Source organism: Roseateles sp. (genome assembly GCF_049240545.1).
Classification (GTDB): Bacteria; Pseudomonadota; Gammaproteobacteria; order Burkholderiales; family Burkholderiaceae_C; genus Paucibacter_A.
The window spans coordinates 1-19995 of sequence record NZ_JBMLSK010000387.1; the positions used below are offsets into that span (position 1 = coordinate 1).

Annotated in this window: 15 protein-coding genes; 11 read left to right on the forward strand and 4 right to left on the reverse strand. The window is 59.8% G+C overall.

Annotated features, from left to right (window positions below):
- The 8 genes from ACOVRJ_RS23200 to purL form a co-directional block, all read left to right on the forward strand.
- Positions 1–427 (forward strand): succinate dehydrogenase iron-sulfur subunit (locus ACOVRJ_RS23200; RefSeq protein WP_422046190.1); only part of this gene is annotated, 427 nt, incomplete at its 5' end.
- 15 nt (positions 428–442) lie between these two features.
- Positions 443–730 (forward strand): succinate dehydrogenase assembly factor 2, encoded by a 288-nt coding sequence (locus ACOVRJ_RS23205; protein ID WP_422046191.1) that lies wholly within the window; start codon positions 443–445, stop codon positions 728–730.
- 70 nt (positions 731–800) lie between these two features.
- The gene (gltA, locus tag ACOVRJ_RS23210) at positions 801–2111 is read left to right on the forward strand and encodes a citrate synthase (protein WP_422046192.1); all 1311 of its coding nucleotides are present in this window, start codon (positions 801–803) and stop codon (positions 2109–2111) included.
- A 274-nt stretch (positions 2112–2385) separates the two neighbouring features.
- Positions 2386–3423, forward strand: a complete 1038-nt coding sequence (locus ACOVRJ_RS23215) for a LacI family DNA-binding transcriptional regulator (protein ID WP_422046193.1) — start codon at positions 2386–2388, stop codon at positions 3421–3423.
- A 50-nt stretch (positions 3424–3473) separates the two neighbouring features.
- Entirely contained in the window at positions 3474–4442 is a 969-nt protein-coding gene (locus ACOVRJ_RS23220; protein ID WP_422046194.1) for a ribokinase, read from the forward strand.
- A 48-nt stretch (positions 4443–4490) separates the two neighbouring features.
- The gene (locus tag ACOVRJ_RS23225) at positions 4491–5555 is read left to right on the forward strand and encodes a nucleoside hydrolase (RefSeq protein WP_422046195.1); all 1065 of its coding nucleotides are present in this window, start codon (positions 4491–4493) and stop codon (positions 5553–5555) included.
- A gap of 44 nt (positions 5556–5599) precedes the next feature.
- Complete coding sequence (locus ACOVRJ_RS23230; protein WP_422046196.1) at positions 5600–6916, forward strand: TRZ/ATZ family hydrolase; 1317 nt, start codon at positions 5600–5602, stop codon at positions 6914–6916.
- A 186-nt stretch (positions 6917–7102) separates the two neighbouring features.
- Positions 7103–11110, forward strand: coding sequence for a phosphoribosylformylglycinamidine synthase (purL, locus tag ACOVRJ_RS23235; RefSeq protein ID WP_422046197.1), 4008 nt, complete (start codon positions 7103–7105; stop codon positions 11108–11110).
- A 55-nt stretch (positions 11111–11165) separates the two neighbouring features.
- Here purL and ACOVRJ_RS23240 read toward each other — a convergent pair whose 3' ends face one another.
- Positions 11166–13889 carry a PAS domain S-box protein gene (locus ACOVRJ_RS23240; RefSeq protein ID WP_422046198.1) on the reverse strand — a complete coding sequence of 908 codons (2724 nt, stop codon included), beginning with the start codon at positions 13887–13889 and terminating at the stop codon, positions 11166–11168.
- Positions 13890–13953: 64 nt separating this feature from the next.
- Positions 13954–15054 (reverse strand): S1C family serine protease, encoded by a 1101-nt coding sequence (locus ACOVRJ_RS23245; RefSeq protein ID WP_422046199.1) that lies wholly within the window; start codon positions 15052–15054, stop codon positions 13954–13956.
- Positions 15055–15220: 166 nt separating this feature from the next.
- On the opposite strand from ACOVRJ_RS23245, the gene ACOVRJ_RS23250 reads away from it, so the two are divergent.
- From ACOVRJ_RS23250 to upp, 3 genes are read left to right on the forward strand one after another with little or no spacing between them, the layout of a single operon-like run.
- The gene (locus ACOVRJ_RS23250) at positions 15221–15982 is read left to right on the forward strand and encodes a DUF1624 domain-containing protein (RefSeq protein WP_422046200.1); all 762 of its coding nucleotides are present in this window, start codon (positions 15221–15223) and stop codon (positions 15980–15982) included.
- Complete coding sequence (gene rlmB / locus ACOVRJ_RS23255; protein WP_422046201.1) at positions 15979–16728, forward strand: 23S rRNA (guanosine(2251)-2'-O)-methyltransferase RlmB; 750 nt, start codon at positions 15979–15981, stop codon at positions 16726–16728. The genes ACOVRJ_RS23250 and rlmB overlap by 4 nt, the downstream gene beginning before the upstream one ends.
- Positions 16729–16775: 47 nt before the next feature.
- Entirely contained in the window at positions 16776–17408 is a 633-nt protein-coding gene (upp, locus tag ACOVRJ_RS23260) for a uracil phosphoribosyltransferase (RefSeq protein ID WP_339594059.1), read from the forward strand.
- Positions 17409–17898: 490 nt separating this feature from the next.
- Here the strand turns inward: upp and ACOVRJ_RS23265 are convergent, their stop codons facing one another.
- Positions 17899–19194: a DUF4910 domain-containing protein gene (locus tag ACOVRJ_RS23265; RefSeq protein ID WP_422046202.1), complete on the reverse strand. Its 1296-nt coding sequence runs from the start codon at positions 19192–19194 to the stop codon at positions 17899–17901.
- Between the two features lies 1 nt (position 19195).
- Positions 19196–19966 (reverse strand): AAC(3) family N-acetyltransferase, encoded by a 771-nt coding sequence (locus ACOVRJ_RS23270; protein WP_422046203.1) that lies wholly within the window; start codon positions 19964–19966, stop codon positions 19196–19198.
- Positions 19967–19995 lie beyond the last annotated feature (29 nt).

Sequence of the window (19995 nt, forward strand, 5' to 3'; positions counted from 1 at the left end):
CCTGCCGGTGGTGCGCGACCTGATCGTCGACATGACGCAGTTCTTCAAGCAGTACAACTCGATCAAGCCATTCCTGATCAACGACCAGCCGCTGCCTGACAAGGAGCGCCTGCAGTTCCCTGAAGAGCGCGATGAGCTGAACGGCCTGTACGAGTGCATCTTGTGCGCCAGCTGCTCGACCAGCTGCCCCAGCTTCTGGTGGAACCCCGACAAGTTCGTGGGCCCCGCTGGTCTGCTGCAAGCCTATCGTTTCATTGCTGACAGCCGCGACCAAGCCACAGCCGAGCGTCTGGACAACTTGGAAGATCCCTACCGCTTGTTCCGCTGCCACACCATCATGAACTGCGTCGACGTTTGCCCCAAGGGCCTGAACCCGACCAAGGCGATTGGCAAGATCAAGGAAATGATGGTGCGTCGCGCCGTCTAAGCTCAGAGTCTCGTGATGACTGCATTTGCTGTTGAAAACAATGCGCTGATTGATGAGCGGGCGCTCTCCAAGCTGCGTTGGCGCTGCCGCCGCGGTTTGTTGGAGAACGATCTCTTCATCGAGCGTTTTTTCGACCGCTACGCCAGCAGTTTGACCGAGGCGCAAGCTGAAGGGCTCAGGCTGCTGATGGATCTGTCCGATAACGATTTGTTGGATCTCTTCCTGCGCCGCAAAGAGCCCGAGGGCGAACTGATGCGCCCCGATGTCTCCGAGGTTCTGAGTTTGCTCAGGGTGCCCGCCTAAGCGCGATCGCGAGACATCGCGTCAAAGTTTTTACGTTGTTGAATATCCCAGAAGTCAAAAGGACAAGCCCATGACACCGTCAGACGTCAAAGCCACCCTGTCGTTTTCCGACGGCAGCCCCAATATGGATCTGCCGATCTACAAAGGCTCGGTCGGGCCCGATGTGATCGACATCCGCAAGCTGTACGCGCAGACGGGCAAGTTCACCTACGACCCGGGCTTCTTGTCGACGGCTTCGTGCAACTCCACCATCACTTATATCGATGGCGACAAGGGCGAGCTGCTGTATCGCGGCTACCCGATCGAGCAGCTGGCCACCAACTGTGACTTCCTGGAAACCTGCCACCTGCTGCTGTACGGGGAACTGCCGGACCAAGCCAAGAAGGACGATTTCGTCAATTGCGTGACCCATCACACGATGGTCAACGAGCAGATGCAGTTCTTCCTGCGTGGCTTCCGTCGCGACGCGCACCCGATGGCGGTGATGACTGGCCTCGTGGGCGCCATGTCGGCCTTCTATCACGACAGCACCGACATCAATAACCCCCAGCACCGCGAAATCGCCGCGATCCGTTTGATCGCCAAGATGCCGACGCTGGTGGCCATGGCCTATAAGTACTCGATCGGCCAGCCTTTCATTTACCCGCGTAACGATCTGGGCTACACCGCCAACTTCATGCACATGATGTTTGCGACACCTTGCGAGAAGTACGAGCCAAATGAAGTGCTGGTGCGCGCCATGGACCGCATCTTCATCTTGCACGCCGACCACGAGCAGAACGCTTCGACCTCGACCGTGCGTCTGTGCGGATCTTCCGGTACCAATCCCTTCGCGGCCATCGCCGCAGGTGTGGCCTGCCTGTGGGGTCCTGCTCACGGCGGCGCCAACGAAGCTGCGCTGAACATGCTGGAAGACATTCAGCGCAACGGCGGCGTCGAGAAGATCGGCGAGTTCATCAAGCAGGTCAAGGACAAGAACTCCAACGTCAAGCTGATGGGCTTCGGTCACCGGGTCTACAAAAACTACGACCCGCGCGCCAAGCTGATGCGCGAAACCTGCCATGAAGTGCTGAATGCCCTGGGTCTGCATGACGACCCGATGTTCAAGCTGGCCATGGCCCTGGAAAAGATTGCCCTGGAAGACGACTACTTCGTGTCGCGCAAGCTGTATCCGAACGTCGACTTCTACTCCGGCATCGTGCAGCGCGCTATCGGCATCCCGGTCAGCCTGTTCACAGCGATCTTTGCCTTGGCTCGTACCGTGGGTTGGATCGCTCAGCTGAACGAAATGATCGGCGACCCCGAGTACAAGATCGGCCGTCCGCGTCAGCTCTTCGTGGGCGCCACCGCTCGCGATGTGAAGCCGATCGGCCAGCGTTGATCTGAACCGGCTGATCTGCTTGGCCCAGTGCTGAGCAGTGAAGCCATTCAAGAAAGCCCTCGCAGCCTTGCGCTGACGAGGGTTTTTTTATGGCCGAGCCATGCGTGAATGCGGAAGCAGGTGTGCGGGCTGGGGGTGAGCCAGGGACCAGCGCAGGTGAATGCTGGCTTTGTGACCGACTTGTCACAAGTCAAGGGTCTGTATCGGCTATGCTTCGCACAATGGCAAACGTTTGCCACCACTGTTTCATGGCTTATTCACGAATCCATTTATTGTGAGCACCATCAAAGACGTTGCCGCCTTGGCCGGGGTGTCCTTCACCACTGTTTCCCATGTCCTGAACGACACCCGGCCGGTCAGTGCCGAGGCGCGTCAGCGCGTGCTGGCTGCGGTGGATGAGATCGGTTACTTGCCCAGCGCGGTGGCACGCTCGCTGCGCAAGAGCGAAACCAAGATCGTTGGCGTCTTGGTGCCCAATGTGCAAAACCCGTTCTTTGCTGAATTGGTCTGCGGTGTGGAGGCCTATTGCCGATCATCGGGCTACTCTGTTTTCCTGTGCAACTCAGACAACGACCCAAAGCGCCAGCAGCAATACATGCGCACCCTCTTGGAGAAGCGGGTCGACGGGCTTTTGCTCTCATCCGCAGGTGATGACGAGGCCTTGGCGCATATCTTCAAGATGGCGAGCGTGCCCTCGGTGACGGTGGACCGACTGGTGCCCGGTGCGCGCGCAGACCGGGTCTCGGTTAACAACCAGCGAGGCGCTTGCAATGCGGTTCGGCACTTGATTGAGCTGGGGCATCGCCGCATCGCCTGCATCAGCGGCCCTTCAGAGTTTGAAGTCGCGCGCGAACGTTGCGAAGGCTGGCGCCAGGCCCTGCGTGAAGCGGGCATCGTGCCGGACGAGAGCTTGGTGATCGAAAGCGATTTCAGCAGCCCGGGCGGCTATGAGTCCGCGCGGCAGATGTTGCGCAGCCAGGGGCAGGGTGATGGGGCAGGGCCGGCGGTCACCGGTATCTTTGCCAGCAACGACATGATGGCCATCGGTGCGCTGCGTGCCGCCGCCGAGCTGGGTTTCAAGGTGCCGCAGCAAGTCTCCATCGTCGGCTTTGATGATATTGAGCTGAGCCGTTATGTGTTTCCGGCTCTCACCACGGTGGGATGTGGCGTGCGTCAGTTGGGCACAGAGGCCGGGCGGGTCTTGATCGATCGCATCGAGCACCCTGGCGGTGAGCTGAAAGAGGTTTTGCTAACGCCTCATTTGGTGGTGCGCGAAAGCACGGCGGCGCCGCCTGCACTCCTGGGTAAGTAAAAAGAGAAAAACAATTGAGCGAAAAGACGATAGCAATGACAGCGAGTGATTTGAACCGAAGTCAATTTTCGGCAGGGGCGGCGGCACGGGTAGTGGTGATTGGCAGCATCAATATGGACATGGTGGCCCACGCCCATCGTTTGCCGGGTGCTGGTGAAACCTTGGCGGGTGATGACTTTGTCATGGCACCGGGTGGCAAGGGCGCGAATCAGGCGGTCGCTGCGGCTCGGTTGGGCGCGAACGTGGATTTCATCGCTCGGATTGGCACGCGTCAGTACGGGGCTGAGTTGTTGGCCAGCTTGCAGGCAGAGGGCATTGCTTGCGCCGGTGTGCAGACCGACGCGACGGCCTTGCCGGGTATTGCCGTCATCATGGTGGGCCGCGAAGGCGGCGGTGAAAACGCGATTGTTTATGTACCGGGCAGCAATGCGCAGCTGAGCGCGGCCGATGTGTCGGGCAGCGCGGCGGCCTTGCAAAACGCTGCCGTGGTGGTGGCGCAGACTGAAGTGCCGCTGGCCGCGATCCAACAGGGTTTTGAGCTTGCCCGCGCCGGTGGCGCTGTGACGGTGTTGAATGCCGCGCCGGCCTTGCCTTTGAGCGATGGCTTGCTGGCCCTGGTCGACTGGTTGGTGGTCAATGAAACCGAAGCTTTGCAGCTCTCCGGCTTGCAAGACACAAGCGTGGAGGGGCTTCGTGCCGCGGCCCAAGTGCTGCAGTTGCGCGGGGTCAAGCAGGTCTTGGTGACCCTGGGCGCCGAAGGTGTCTTGCTTTGCAGCGCCGGTCAGGCCGCTCAACAACTGCCAGCTTTTGTCGTCGATGCGGTAGACACGGTCGGCGCTGGCGACACCTTTGTAGGCGGTTTGGTGACCGGGCTCGCAGAAGGCCGTTCGGCTGCAAATGCCGTGAGACTGGGTCAAGCGGCGGCTTCGATCGCGGTGGCGCGCTGTGGTGTGCAGTCGGCCATGCCTTTGCGGGCCGAGTTGCCGCAAGAGTTTGCGGCTCAAGTTGCCTCGGCCTGATGCCGGTTTGGGGCTAGGGAAGCAAGCGCAAGAAACGGATTGAACAGCATGAACGACAAGAAAGCCGCCAAGAGATTCGCTCACCCCATGCCGGTGATTTTTGATACCGACCCGGGCATTGACGATGCCATGGCCCTGTACCTTCTGGCCCGACACCCGGCCTTGGATTTGCGCGCCATCACCACCGTGTTTGGCAATGGCTCCATCGCGGTGACCAATCGGAACGCCCGCATCTTGGCGGCCCTGTACCAGCAGGCAGTCCCAGTCGCCGCTGGAGCGGCGGGGCCCTTGCACGACAACGCATTGCGCGAGTTCTCCAGCCATGTGCACGGCGATGACGGCTTGGGCGGCGTGGCCGACCTGGCCGAACGCACAGCCTTGGCCTTGAGTCCCAATGCGCAGATTCCTCCTTTGGATGCGCGTCCGGCCCATCAATTGATTTGCGATCTGGTCAACGCCGAGCCGGGCGCGATCACCCTGATTGCCGTCGGCCCCTTGACCAATCTGGCCTTGGCCCTGCGCCACGACCCCAGCATTGCGAGCAAGGTCCATCAGGTCATCGTGATGGGCGGAGCCTTCGGTACGGCAGGCCGCTGCGGCAACGTCACGCCGGTGGCGGAGGCCAATGTCATCAATGACCCGGAAGCCGCCGATTTGGTTTTCACCGCTGATTGGCCCGTGGTGATTGTGGGGCTCGACGTCACCCAGGAGGTGGTGATGGAAGAGTCTTATCTGGCCAGCATGCAGGGGCGCGGCGGCGCGGTGGGCGACTTCCTGTGGCAGGCGACCCGCCATTACCAAGACTTCTACTTCGGCTGCGACGGCATCAAGGGCATCTACGCTCACGACGCCAGCGCGATTGCCTATGCCATTGAGCCCGAAGCCTTCACTTTGCGGTCTGGGCCAGTGCGTGTGGCCATGGAGGGCATCGCTCGGGGCCAGACCATTCAAGACTTCCGCAAACCCAGCGGTGCGCAAACGCCCTGGAGTGGCTGCCCCTCGCAACAGGTCTGCATCGGTGTTCAGGCCGAGCGAGTCTTGGCCTTGTTCGATCAGGCCTTCGATCCTGCCTTCGACCTCAACACCGATCGTCCCGCAGGCCAAGGCGCCTGAGGCTACAGTTGGCGCCACGCGCTGACTTCATGGAGACCCCAAACATGTCCAACACAAAAATCTTGAAGGCCCGCTGGTTGCTCAGCATGGCGCCTGGCAGCCAAGTGCTGAATGACCATGCCCTGGTGATCACGGGTGAGCGCATCGCCGCCATCCTGCCCTGGGCCGATGCTGATGCGCAGTATCCCGATGCCGAACGTGTCGAACTGGGCCAGCATGTGCTGATCCCCGGCTTGATCAATGGCCACACCCACTCCGCCATGTCTTTGCTGCGCGGCGTGGCCGACGATGTGCCCTTGATGGACTGGTTGCAAAACCACATCTGGCCCTTGGAGAAGAAGTGGGTCAGCGAGGACTGGACCTATCAAGGCTCCTTGCTGTCGGCCTGCGAGGCCTTGCGCGGCGGCGTGACCTATCTGAACGATATGTACTTCTTCCCGACGGCGATGGCCCGCGCGGCCATCGATTCGGGCATCCGTGCCGGCGTGTCGATCAATGTGATCGACTTCCCCACCGGCTACGCAGCCAATGCGGCCGAGTACATCGCCAATGGCCTGGCGGCCTATGAGCAGTTCAAGGGCCAGGCCTCGCTGGACTGGACCTCGGCCCCGCACGCGCCTTACACCGTCTCCGACGAGACCTTTGTGCAGTTGCGCGAGTTGGCCGAAAGATACGATATGCAGATGCACTGCCATATCCATGAGACCCAGGACGAAGTGGACGGCAGCCTGAAGCAATACGGCGTACGTCCGCTGGAGCGCCTCAACAAGCTGGGCCTTTTGAACGAACGCATGATGGCCGTGCACATGGTGCATCTGACCGATGACGAAATCGCCATGCTGGGTCGTCAGGGCGTGCATCTGGTGCACAACCCGAATTCGAACATGAAGCTGGCCTCGGGCGTATGCCCGGTCACGGCTTTGGAAGCGGCCGGCGTCAACACCATCTTGGGCACGGACGGCGCGGCTTCCAACAACCGCCAAGACATGTTCGGCGAGATTCGTGCCGCCGCCTTGCTGGCCAAGGGCTCGACCTGCAACCCAACCACCGTGTCGGCTCGCATCGCGCTGGAGATGGCCACCATCCGCGCTGCCAAGGCCATGGGCCGTGCCGATGATCTGGGTTCGCTGGAAGTGGGCAAGCTGGCCGATGTGGTGGCCGTGTCGCTGGACTCGCTCGAGTGCCGCCCGGTCTACAACCCCGAAGCGCAGCTGGTCTATGTGGCCGGCCGCGAGCATGTGTCGGACGTTTGGGTCGGTGGCCGTCAAGTCATGAAGGGCCGGGTCTTGACCACGCTCGACCAAGCCGCCGTGCTGGACCGCATCGAGCACATCGTCGGCCAGATGAAGGCGGGCATGTAAGCCGCAATAGGAGCAAGACGCGAGACAAGTGAACTTGTTTCGCGCTTTGAGACGGCAGCGTCTCCCAGATCGGTAAAATCCCCGACTTTCTTGGCCGGACCTTGTCGGTCCGTGCCAGCAATTCGCAAATCCAGTGCTGATTCCCTCGGTCTCGAGGGCTTTAGCGCGCCGACGCTCCGGGACTCCATGGCCAAGCTCAAGCAACTGCTTTCTTTCGAAGGTGGCAACGCCCTATCTGCATTCCGTGCTCAGGCCTTGCTGCCGCAACTGCAGGCGGTCAATGAGCGCATCAGTGCCGTCAAGGCACGCCATGTGCATTGGGTCTGGAGCGACGCAGCCCTGGCCGAGGAAGACAAGTCCAAGCTGGCTGCGCTGCTGAACTACGGCGATGCCTACACCGGCGGCGATGAAGGCAGCCTGGTGGTGGTGGCGCCGCGCTTGGGTACCGTGAGTCCCTGGGCTTCCAAGGCGACCGACATCGCCCACAACTGCGGCCTGAACATTCACCGCGTCGAGCGCGTCACTGAATACCGCATCGTCCTGAAGTCCGGCCTGCTTGGCGGCTTGCTCGGTGGCGAAAGGGCCTTGAGTCAAGACGAGTTGCTGGCCTGCGCTGAAGTGCTGCACGACCGCATGACCGAAAGCGTGCTGCTGGCTCGTGAAGAAGCCGCGCATTTGTTCGATGAGCGCGAAGCGCAGCCGCTGGAGCATGTGGATGTGTTGGGCCAAGGCCGCGCCGCGCTGGAGTCCGCCAACAAGACCTTCGGCTTGGCGCTGTCGGTCGATGAAATCGACTATCTGGAAGCGGCCTTCAAGCAACTGGGCCGCAACCCCAGCGATGTCGAACTGATGATGTTTGCGCAGGCCAATTCCGAGCACTGCCGCCACAAGATCTTCAACGCCAAATTCACCGTCGATGGTGAAGAACAGCCGCTGAGCCTGTTCGGCATGATCCGCAACACCGAAAAACTGCACTCGCAGCACACGGTGGTGGCCTATTCGGACAACTCCGCCATCATGGAAGGCCACGCCATCGAGCGCTGGATGCCGGCCGGCGACAGCCGCGCTCCGCAGTACCAGGCGCGCGAAGAAACCGCCCATGTGCTGATGAAGGTGGAAACCCACAACCACCCGACGGCAATCTCGCCTTTCCCTGGCGCCTCCACCGGCGCCGGCGGTGAGATTCGAGACGAAGGTGCCACCGGCCGTGGCGCCAAGCCCAAGGCCGGCCTGACTGGTTTCTCGGTGTCGAACTTGCGCCTGCCAGGCTTGAACGAGCCCTGGGAGCAAAAAGACGTGGGCAAGCCCACCCACATCGCCAGCGCTTTGCAAATCATGATCGAAGGCCCGCTCGGTGGCGCCGCCTTCAACAACGAGTTTGGTCGACCTGCATTGGGTGGCTATTTCCGGGTCTATGAGCAAGAAGTTGACGGTGTGCAGCGCGGCTATCACAAGCCCATCATGATCGCCGGTGGCCTGGGCGCCATCCGCAGCGATCTGACGCACAAGATCGAGTTCCCGGCCGGTTCCCTGTTGATCCAACTCGGCGGCCCCGGCATGCGCATCGGCATGGGCGGCAGCGCTGCCAGCTCGATGGCGGCCGGCACCAATACCGCCGACCTGGACTTCGACTCGGTGCAGCGCGGTAACCCCGAAATCGAGCGGCGTGTGCAAGAGGTCATCAACCATTGCTGGGGCTTGGGTCAGAAGAACCCGATCTTGGCGATCCATGACGTTGGCGCCGGCGGCATCTCGAATGCCTTCCCGGAGCTGGTCAATGACGCCGGCCGCGGCGCGCGTTTTGATTTGCGCAAGGTGCCGCTGGAAGAGTCCGGCCTGGCGCCCAAGGAAATCTGGTGCAACGAGAGCCAGGAACGCTATGTCTTGGCCATCGCGGCGGACAGCCTGGAGCTGTTCCGCAGCATGTGCGAACGTGAGCGCTGCCCCTTCGCCGTGGTCGGTGTGACCACCGAGCATCGCGAATTGGTGCTGGAAGACGGCGAGGGTGGCGAACGAGCCATCGACATGCCGATGGATGTCTTGCTCGGCAAGCCGCCCAAGATGCACCGGGAAGTGAGCCGCGTGCAGCGCAGTGGCGGCACCTTGGCTCTGACCGGAGTGGACCTCGCCACCGTGGCGCTGGATGTGTTGCGCCACCCGACCGTGGCTTCCAAGCGCTTCCTGATCACCATCGGTGACCGTACGGTTGGTGGCCTGAACAGCCGCGACCAGATGGTCGGCCCCTGGCAGGTGCCGGTGGCCGATTGCGCGGTCACCCTGGCCGACTTCAAGGGCTTTGCCGGCGAAGCGATGAGCATGGGCGAGCGCACGCCGCTGGCCGCTGTGGACGGTGCCGCCTCGGGCCGCATGGCCGTGGGCGAAGCCATCACCAATTTGCTGGCCGCGCCGATCGAGCTGCCGCGCGTCAAGCTCAGCGCCAACTGGATGGCCGCTTGCGGCGAGCCGGGTGAAGACGCAGCCTTGTTCGACACCGTCAAGGCCGTCGGTATGGAACTCTGCCCGGAGCTGGGCATCTCGATCCCGGTCGGCAAGGATTCGCTGTCCATGCGCACCCGTTGGACCGATGAGAAGGGCGCCGAACAGCAGGTCACCGCACCGGTATCGCTCATCATCTCGGCCTTTGCGACCGTGGCCGATGTGCGTGCCACCTTGACCCCGCAGTTGAAGACCGATCAAGGCGACACCAGCCTGATTCTGGTGGATCTGGGCAATGGCAAGAGCCGCATGGGTGGCTCCATCTTGGCGCAGGCCCTGAATCAGTTCGGGGGCGCGGTGCCCGATCTGGATGACGCTGATCAGCTGAAGCGCTTGGTTAACGCCGTTAACGCCCTGCGCACTGAAGGCAAGCTGCTGGCCTATCACGACCGCGGCGATGGCGGTTTGTGGGCCGCCGCCTGCGAAATGGCTTTTGCCGGCCATGTGGGCGTCAGCCTGAATGTCGATATGTTGGTGACCGAAGGTGACGGCGTCAGCGACAGCCGCGCCGACACCGGCGACGCCAAGAACTGGGCCGGCCAGGTCAGCGCCCGCCGTGAAGAGCTGACGCTGAAGGCCTTGTTCAACGAGGAACTCGGCGTGCTGTTGCAGGTGCGCAGCAGCGACCGTGATGCGGTGCTGCAGACGCTGCGTGCGCATGGCCTGTCCAAGCTCAGCCATGTGGTGGGCAAGCCCAATACCACTGCGACCGTGGAAGTCTGGCGCGACGCCAAAAAGGTCTTCAGCGCACCGCTGGAAACGCTGCACAAGAGCTGGGACCAGGTCTCGGCACGGATCACCGCCTTGCGCGACAACCCGAGCTGCGCCGAGAGCGAGCATGCCCAAGCAGGTTTGGCCGCCGACCCGGGCCGCCATGTGCATCTGAGCTTCGATCCGAATGAGGACGTGGCCGCGCCTTTCATCAATGTCGGCGCACGCCCCAAGATGGCCATCCTGCGCGAGCAGGGCGTCAACTCGCATGTCGAGATGAGCTATGCCATGGCCAAGGCCGGCTTCGACACCTATGACGTGCACATGAGCGATCTGCAAGCCGGCGCAGTGACGCTGGATCAGTTCAAGGGCTTTGTGGCCTGCGGCGGCTTCAGCTACGGCGACACCTTGGGTGCCGGCGAAGGCTGGGCCCGCTCGGTGATGTTCAACCCGGTGCTGGCCGAGCAGTTCAAGGCCTTCTTTGGCCGCAGCGACAGCTTCGCCCTGGGTGTTTGCAATGGCTGCCAGATGATGGCGGCCTTGTCACCCATCATCCCCGGTGCGCAAGACTGGCCCAAGTTCACCCGCAACAAGAGCGAGCAGTTCGAGGCTCGCTTGGCCATGGTGGAAGTCTTGGACAGCCCCAGCCTGTTCTTTAAGGGCATGGAAGGCTCGCGCATGCCCATCGCCGTGGCGCATGGCGAAGGTTTTGCTGACTTCTCGCAGCGCGGTGATGCGGCCAAGGTGGCCCGCGCCATGCGCTATGTCGACAACTTCGGCCAGCCCACTGAGACCTATCCGCTGAATCCGAACGGCAGCCCGGAGGGTCTGACCTCGGTGACCACAGCCGACGGCCGCTTCACCGTGCTGATGCCGCACCCCGAGCGCGTCTTCCGCAATGTGCAGCTGAGCTGGACCTCGGGCGATGTGAGCGAGTTGAGCCCCTGGATGCGCATGTTCCGCAATGCGCGCCGTTGGGTGGCCTGATCCGGCTGCCTTGCGAGCTTGCAAATGAAGCTGTGGGGCAGGGCGGGGCGGGACTTCAATCCAACTTGTCCGCGCCCTTCAGTTGCGGGGCCGTGTAAGGGATGCGGAGGGTGAAACGGCTGCCCATTTTGGGTTCGCTGTGCAACTCGATCTGACCGCCCAAGATGCCGGTCACGATGTTGTAGACGATGTTCAGGCCCAAGCCGGTGCCACCGTGACCCATCTTGGTGGTGAAGAACGGATCGAAAGCGCGGCGTTTGACTTCGCTGCTCATGCCGACCCCGTTGTCCTCCACAACCAGCAGGAACTCGGTCGCCTCGCTGTCCTCTTTCGCTACGGGCAGGGCCTCGGTGCGAATGGACAGCAGCGGAGTGCTGGCGCTTTCGCCGTCGAAAGCATGCAAGACGGCATTCATCACCAAATTGGTCAGTACCTGACCTAAGGGACCAGGGAAGCTGTCCAGATCGCGCGACTGATCAGCCTTGACCTCAAGCGCAATGCCAGCCTTTCGTAACCTTGGCCGCAGCAGACTCAGCACATCGTCCACCACCGACAGCAGGCCGAACTGTCGTCTTTGTGCGGTGGTTTGGTCCACCGACACCTGCTTGAAATGGGCCACCAACTCGTTCGCGGTGGACATGCTGCGCAGCAAGATGCTGCAGGCGATGTCGGCATCGTTGAGGTAGGCGTCCAGAACCGAGCGGCGCATTTGCCCGCCCTCGAAGTTGCGCCGCGTTTGCTGTGTCAAGTCATGCAAGGTCGAGGCCGTGGTCAGACAGTTGCCCAGCGGTGTGTTCAATTCATGCGCAATACCCGCTACCAGAGAACCCAAGGCGGCCATTTTTTCGGCGCGCAGCAGTTCCATCTGCGCTTGCTTGAGCGTCTCCAAGGTTCGGCTCAATTCAGCGGTGCGCTGTTCTACCCGGCTTTCCAGGCCCGCATTCAAGGTCACCAATTCGCGTTCAGCACGGCGCTGCGCGGTGATGTCGCGCGCGATGCCGAGGTAGCCGCTGGCATGTCCGTCAGAGTCCTGCAGGCAGCTCACCGTCAAGGACACTTCGAGATGGCTGCCATCTTTGCGTATATAGGTCCAGATGCGGGTTTCGATGCCGTGCTCGCGCGCTTGCAGGACAAAGGCCTCAAAACCTTCAACCCTACGACCATGGCTTTCGCTCAGCTCGGCCGCGCGGGCCTCGATCTCGCCTTGCAGATGAATCAGAGCCGGTGTGTGGCCTAGCATTTCGGCTTCGGCATAACCGAGCATCTGCTCGGCGCCACGGTTGAACAAGCCGATCCGTCCCTCCAAATCGGTGGCGATGATGGAGAACTCCAGGGCTGCGTCGAGCACCGCTTGAAGATGGTCATGTGCCAGGGTCAGGTCTTGCTCAGACTGGCGCAAGGCCGCCTCGGCGCGGCGGGCGGCGCTGATGTCACGACCGGTGCCTCGATAGCCTTTGAACTTGCCCTCAGTATCAAACACTGGCGTGCCAGAAATGCTCACATAGCGCAGCTGTCCGGCATCGTCGAGATGTGAGTACTCGAAGTCTCGGAAAGCTTCGTGCCGAGCCAGCACGGCGCGATGGCCGTCCCAATCAATTCCGGCAGACAAGTTTGGCGAGTCCCAGCGAAAGCGGCCCAGCAAGCGTTGCGGGTTATGTTGACCATGTTCATCGGCCAGACGTGAGATGAAACTGAAACGCAGCTGTTCGTCTTGTTCCCACACCCAATCGGCCGAGATTTCTGCCAGGCTGCGGAAACGGGTTTGAGCGGCTTGCAATTCGCTCTGGCTTTGAGCGCGCTGCTGGACTTCATTGGACATGGCCAGGTTTTGCGCCTGCAGCAAGCGCCGTCGGTAGACCAGCAGCGCGGCCAGCATCGCCAGCGCCGTGCTGGCCAGCACGGAGGCTGTGATTTCGGCTGCAAATTTGAGTGAGGAGGGCGATGCGCCGCCGCTTAGCGGCGCAATCGGGGCCGCCGCCAAGGCCCAGACTGCGCCGGGCATTTGTACAAACTGGATCACGCTGCCAGTTTGCTGGGCCAAGCTCGCTTCGCTCCAGACCGGGGCTGCGATGCTTCTCTGGTCGGCCTGCGTTTGGTAGAGGGCTAGGCGCAAGTTCTTGTGTTCTCCAAGGCCTGAAGCATCGACAAAGCGTGACAGGTCGGCCACCACCGAGATCACGCCCCAGTACGCAGCTTGTTTGTCGAGTTCAGGCGAGGCCGCTGTGGGCAAGAAAATCGGCGTGCGTTGAATGATGCCTTGGCCGCCTTGAACCAGTTGGACCGGGCCGACCAGTAGCGGACGGCCCAGTCGTCGTGCGTCCAGGATCTGCTGGTACTGCACCGGGATGCTTCGATAGTCCAGGTTCAGCACCGCCTGATTGCCCGCCAATGGGTAGACGTAACGGGCCACGTCATCGGGGGCCGCCACACTGCTGCGCACCTGAGGCAAGAGCTTGACGACGCGTCCGGCCAGAGCCTCAAACCGCGCATTGGAGATTCCCGCGTCCAACTGGATCATGGCTTCCAGCCCAAGGGTTGGGCTGAAGGTGGCTTGGGCGACGGCTTCCAGACGGGTGCGGATGGCGCTCAGTTCATGGTGAACCCGGGCTTGTTCGCTGGCTGATTCTTGCGCCTGCCGGGTCCAAAGCAGGAGGCTGCTCAGTGCAAGCCCTGCCAGGCCCACCAAGAGCGCGGGCCAATAAGCCAAGAGGGCATGATTTTTCGCGCTCGGCTGATCGCTCCTCGATCGCACGCTGCCCGGGTTTGGCTGCTCGTTCATGGACCTCCGCCGTTAACTGAAGGATGCGCCCCGGGGAACGGTAACACAGGGCCAAGCGTCAGCCTCAGTCCGAGCTGCCCAACTGCACTTGCTGCTTGCGCGCCTTGCCTGCCCGCCAGACGCTGAGCGTGACCCTGTCTCCCACTTGGCGGCGTTCCAGCGAGCTGAGCATGTCGTCCAGGTCCTCGACGGCCTCGTCATTGATGGCGGTGATTACATCGCCCTGCACGATGCTGCCATCGCGCGCCCGGGAAAATGGCTGCAGCCCCGCTTGAGCGGCCGGGCTGCCGGGGCTGACCCGCACCAGGGCCACGCCCTTGGGCAGCTTCAATGCCTGTGTGAGATTGGCTGGCCCGGCGGTCACGCCCAGGGTTGGGCGCAGCATGCGGCCATCGGTGATCAGGCGCGGCACGATGCGGTTGACCTCATCGACCGGGATCGCAAAGCCAATGCCGGCGCTGGCGCCGCTGGGGCTGTAGATCGAGGTGTTGACGCCGATCAGCCGCCCGGCTGAGTCCAGCAGTGGGCCACCCGAGTTACCGGGGTTGATAGCCGCATCGGTTTGGATGGCGCCCCGGATAGTGCGCCGGGTCACCGATTCGATTTCGCGGTTCAAGGCGCTGACGATGCCTTGGGTCAGGGTCTGGTCCAGACCAAAGGGGTTGCCAATCGCATAGACCGCCTGGCCCACTTGCAGATCGCGGCTGCTGCCCACGGCAATCGGCGCCAGCTTGTCTTTGGGCGCTTCAATGCGCAGCACCGCCAAATCGCGGTCGGGGAAGACGCCGACCAGCTTGGCCGGGTAGCTGCTTTGGTCGGACAAAGTGACGGTGGCGCCGCTGCCGCCTTGGATGACGTGGAAATTGGTCACCACATGGCCGTCGCCGTCCCAAATAAAGCCGGTGCCGGTGCCGCTGGCCTGCTGGGTGACATTGAGGCTGAACATGTCGCGCGAGGTGGTCAAGGTGGTGATGTGCACCACTGAAGGCGAGGTCTTTTTGAAGACTGCGATATTGTTTTGCTCGGCAGCATCTAGCGGTCCACGGGCTTGCACCGCGCGTGGCTGCGCTTGTGATTTGCTTTGCACATCGGCCGGCCACAGCCAAGCCAGGCTGAGCGCCAGCGCCAAGCCTGCAGTCACAGGCAGCAAGAGCCGTTTGGTCATGGAAGGCTTGGTGGCGATCGAGGGAGAAGATTCAGAAAGCATGGCTTCGGGCGCAGGCACAGAGCGCAAAAAGTGAGTGCAAGGATTCAAGTCAGAACTTGGGTCTGCCGGGGTAAAACTCAAGTCCGGCATAGACTTCGCGCATTTTGACGCCACGAGATTTCGTTTGAACGACGACGCAACCCCCGGCACGCCGCTTGCGACCCGCTATCCCCGGCTCGATGCCTTGCGCGGCTTCGCCATCGTCTGGATGGCGCTGTTTCACTTCGCTTTTGATCTGAACCACTTTCGCTGGATTCAGCAGGACTTTTATCGCGACCCCTTTTGGACGCTGCAGCGCAGCCTCATCGTCAGCCTGTTCTTGCTCTGTGCCGGCATGGGTCAAGCGCTGGCCTTGCATCAGCAGCAAACGTGGCCGCGCTTTTGGCGGCGCTGGGCGCAGGTGGCCGGCTGCGCAGTATTGGTCAGCCTGGGCTCTTGGTGGATGTTTCCGCGCAGTTTCATCAGCTTTGGGGTGCTGCACAGCATGGCGGTGATGCTGCTGCTCTTGCGCGGGGCAGGTCCCCGTTTGCCGATTGGCGCCTGCCTGTTGCTGGGTCTGCTGTGCCTAGGCTTACCGAGTTGGGTTCAAGACTCGTTCTTTGACAGTCGCTGGAGCAACTGGATCGGCCTGGTCACCCGCAAGCCGATCGCCGAGGACTATGTGCCGGTGCTGCCTTGGCTGGGCGTGATGCTCTGGGGCTATGCGCTGGGGCGCTGGCTGTTGCAGCAACAGCGAGGCTCATTCGCGGCAGGATTGATCACCGGATCGGTCCCCCGGTTCCTGGAGCCCTTGGCCACTTTGGGCCGATGGTCACTGAGTTTTTACATGCTTCATCAGCCGGTCTTGATCGCATTGCTGACGCTAGCCGCTACGATGCGCACATGAGCTCCAACAAAATTCTCTTCGGCTTTCATGCCGTCACCGTGCGTCTGAAGACGCATCCCGAATCCATCGTCGAAGTCCATTACGACACGACGCGCCGCGACCAGCGCATGCGCAGCTTTGTCGATCGCGCCCGCGATGGCGGCGCCAAGCTGATTGAAAGCGATGACGAGCGCCTGGCCAAGATCGCCGGTACTACTCGCCACCAAGGCGTGGTCGCCAAGGTGCAGGCCCTGGCCATGCCGCAGTTCTTGGACGATGTGATGGAGACCATCGAGGGCATGCCTCTGGTCTTGGTGCTGGACGGCGTGACCGATCCGCACAATCTGGGTGCTTGCTTGCGTGTGGCCGACGGTGCCGGCGCGCACGCCGTGGTCGCCCCTAAAGACCATGCCGTGGGCCTGAACGCCACCGTGGCCAAGGTGGCCAGTGGTGCCGCTGAGACCGTGCCTTATCTGATGGTCACCAATCTGGCCCGGTCCTTGAAGGAATTGAAGGAAATGGACGTCTGGGTGGTCGGCACCTCGGACCAGGCCGAAAAGTCGATTTACGACATCGACCTGAACCGTCCGCTGGCCCTGGTCTTGGGCGCTGAGGGTGATGGCATGCGCCAGCTGACCGCCAAAACCTGCGACGAATTGGTGCGCATTCCGATGATGGGCTCGGTGGAAAGCCTGAACGTGTCGGTGGCCGCTGGTGTCTGCCTGTACGAGGCAATGCGCCAGCGTCAGGCCGGCAAGCAGGGATAATCTCGTCCCGCTTTCGACCCTCAACAACAATAGCAAGAGCTCCCGCCATGGCCGTCATTGAAGTTTTTCACCCCCTCGTCAAACACAAAATCGGCTTGATGCGCGAGGCCGACATCTCGACCAAGAAGTTCCGTGAACTGACCGGCGAGGTCGGCCGCCTCTTGGCTTATGAGGCCACGGCGGACTTTCCGCTGGAAAAGACCACCATCGAATGCTGGAGCGGCCCCACCGCCGTGGACCAAATCGCCGGCCGCAAGGTCACCGTGGTGCCGATTCTGCGTGCGGGTTTGGGCATGATGGACGGCGTCTTGGACATGATTCCGAACGCCAAGATCAGCGTGGTGGGCCTGGCTCGCGACCATGAAACCCTGCAGCCGGTGCACTACTTCGAGCGCTTTGTCGGCCAACTCGACGAGCGCACCGCCTTGATTGTTGACCCGATGCTGGCCACCGGCGGCTCGATGATCGCCACCATCGATCTGCTCAAGAAACGCGGCTGCAAAGACATCCGCGCCTTGGTGCTGGTCGCTGCCCCCGAAGGTGTGGCCGCATTGAACGCCGCCCACCCCGATGTACGCTGCTGGACCGCTGCTATCGACAGCCATCTGGATGAGCAGGGCTACATCATCCCGGGTTTAGGCGATGCGGGCGACAAGATTTTCGGAACGAAAGAAGGCTGAGAAAGCCTGGTTTTGATCGTTGAAGCTGTAAAAAAATCCCAATCAAGTCCCCTCTCGATTGCTTTTTTGGCCCCTAATGCGGCAAGTGAATGAATTGGTCGGTTTGGGATCGTTTTGAACGGCTTTCGCGCCTTCCTTGGGGCTCTTTGGCCCCTAGAGATTGACTGCTCCCCGCACACGGCTGCAGCCGCCCGCATTGCAGCTTCCTCATCGCCTGGAGCAGGTTGAAACCCAGTGCCGCCCGAGCCATCCGCGAGACCCCTACAAAACTTCCTTAAAGCGCGCAACTTGAAGACGCGGTGCAATAGCTGTCATGGATAGTTTCTTCCTGATGGGGGCCAAGTCTTTGGTTCAAGACTTCCCGACGATGAAGTTGCACGAGTTGCAGTAAGGGATATACAACGGTCTCGTCTCGCCATGCATGTTGTTCGAGCTCGCAGCAGGATCCTGCTGTGGGTGGGCGCATGATCTCCTGAAAACCAAAAGGTAGTTAAAGCTGAGATGGCTCATCGTGCAAGCTTAATAACTGGTGCTCAGTAAGCTTCTTAATGATTGGGTAAAGATCCCAGACTGGGACATCGCAAATATCTGCAATATCAAGCATGGATTTATTTCCGTCGGATAAGCTTATCAGGTCCATCATTAACTTGACTTCATCTGCGCTTGACTTGGTTGAAAGTGATGGGTAAAGGCCGCGTTTTCCTAATTGAGGTTCGCAAAACACTTCGACTTTCGGGTACCTGTTTTCTTCAAGCACCTCTATTGCGGCCTTAAGAGCTGTGAAACCCCCGTCAAGCCCTTCCGGCGTCACTACATTGATTAGGTCGTCTAGTGAGGTGTGGTACTCGTCATAAGCGCCATACTTTGTCCTCATGATCGATGCAATTGGAAGATCGATGCCTGGTGAGCAGTATTGTCTTTCATCACTCCCCCTGTCCGTCCACTTGTACGACTTATAGGAGGGATGAATATGCTTCAACACATGCTTCGATACCGCGTCACTAATCGTATCCCCGCTGCGCGATGGAAGATATGAATAGTCACGATTGTCACCCACGCAAGTTACGTTGAATCCAGCAAAAACTTTGGACTTGAGTTGATCTTTGTGTTTGCTTAGGTATGTAATTGAGCCAATTGTTTCGGGCAAGAAAACGAACCTGTAACTGTAGCGGTTGCTCGTCCTTGACGCCAGCCAATTTGCCAAAAAGGTAGTTACAACTGGCCCGGAAAGTTCATTGTTTGCCATTGACGGGTGACAGATATAAGTAGAGATAAAAATCTCCGTATCCGATTGACCCTTGATAAAAATTTCGCCATACGTTAAAGAGCCATCGAACAACTCGCTATCAATGAAAACTTCGTAAAGCCCATCTTCCAAGCTATCGCGCTGCTGTTGAGATAAGCAAAAGCCCCAATGCTCTTTATAGTAGGAGGTAATATATGGAATAGCTGTCGGTTGACTTGGCAAGGAGTAGAGGTTGGCTTGTAACTCCGAAAGATCGATTGTTTTTCTAATTGGAATACTGTAGCCGACAAGATGTAAATTATTCTCTTTGAAGGAGCATATTTTTTTGCCGCTAGGTGAAATCAAGTAGGCGTCATTGACTTTCCACTCTTTTGGTATTGTCCAGTCAAATGCTTTTGTTCCGGTGGGTACTTCATGCATTGCCAAGCTTGGCATAAGTCCTTTAAGGATTTTGAGGGTATCTCTTACTCCGTCCCCTGTAATGCTTCTGTTTATTCCCCAGAGTCTTTGGGCTAGTTTGTGGATTTCATTGCCCAACATATTACTTCTCCAGAGTGTAGAGATTTCCCAATGCTTTGTTGGCATCAATTAATTCACCAACAAAATCAAACATTTCAGTCGCTTTGATTACTCGTAGTCCTGTGTCGGTGTTGGGCCTGAATCCTTTGTAAAGGCCGGATTTCCATAGCAACTCTCCGGCTGGATTGACGCTTGTCTTTACGCCTAGATCAAGATTTCTGACAAAGAGGCTGTAAGATTTTTCTTCAACATTTCCATTCCAGTCGAAGTAGTTTCCTTTGAAGGTCTTGAAATATCGATAATCAATGCCTTTCATTTCTTCTATGTGGTGATAGTAGGTCATGCATTGTTGATCGTCTAAATCAAGTGAGGCAATTTTCCCGTTTAACTTTCTAAGTATTCCAAATGGAGAATCTTCGCCGTATCCACTTTTATTGTCGATATCCTTGAATTCACTGGACTTGTGGCCGATCGCGGCGAACGAATAGATTGGGTGTCCAGTACGAACGGCATCCTTGTGAAGCCTTCCAGCCTCTGTAAGTGCCCCCATGCGCGATGGGCTGGTTTTTATATTGAAGTCAATGCCGCAGGTGAAATCAAAGTTGAACAACGGAAGTAGCAGCGTGCCTTCGGGGCCAATCGCCCTCAGAAAACTTTCAAGTACGTCCAGAGGGCCAATTTGAAAGCCAGAGCGACTGCTTTCAACTAGTGTCCTCATGATATTGCTGTGTAGCAATAAGGTGTCTCCTTGTTCTACTCCAGATCTAAGCCATTTTTCCACTAGTGATTCCATTAGTGTTCTTTCTTGATTGCTTGGTTGTA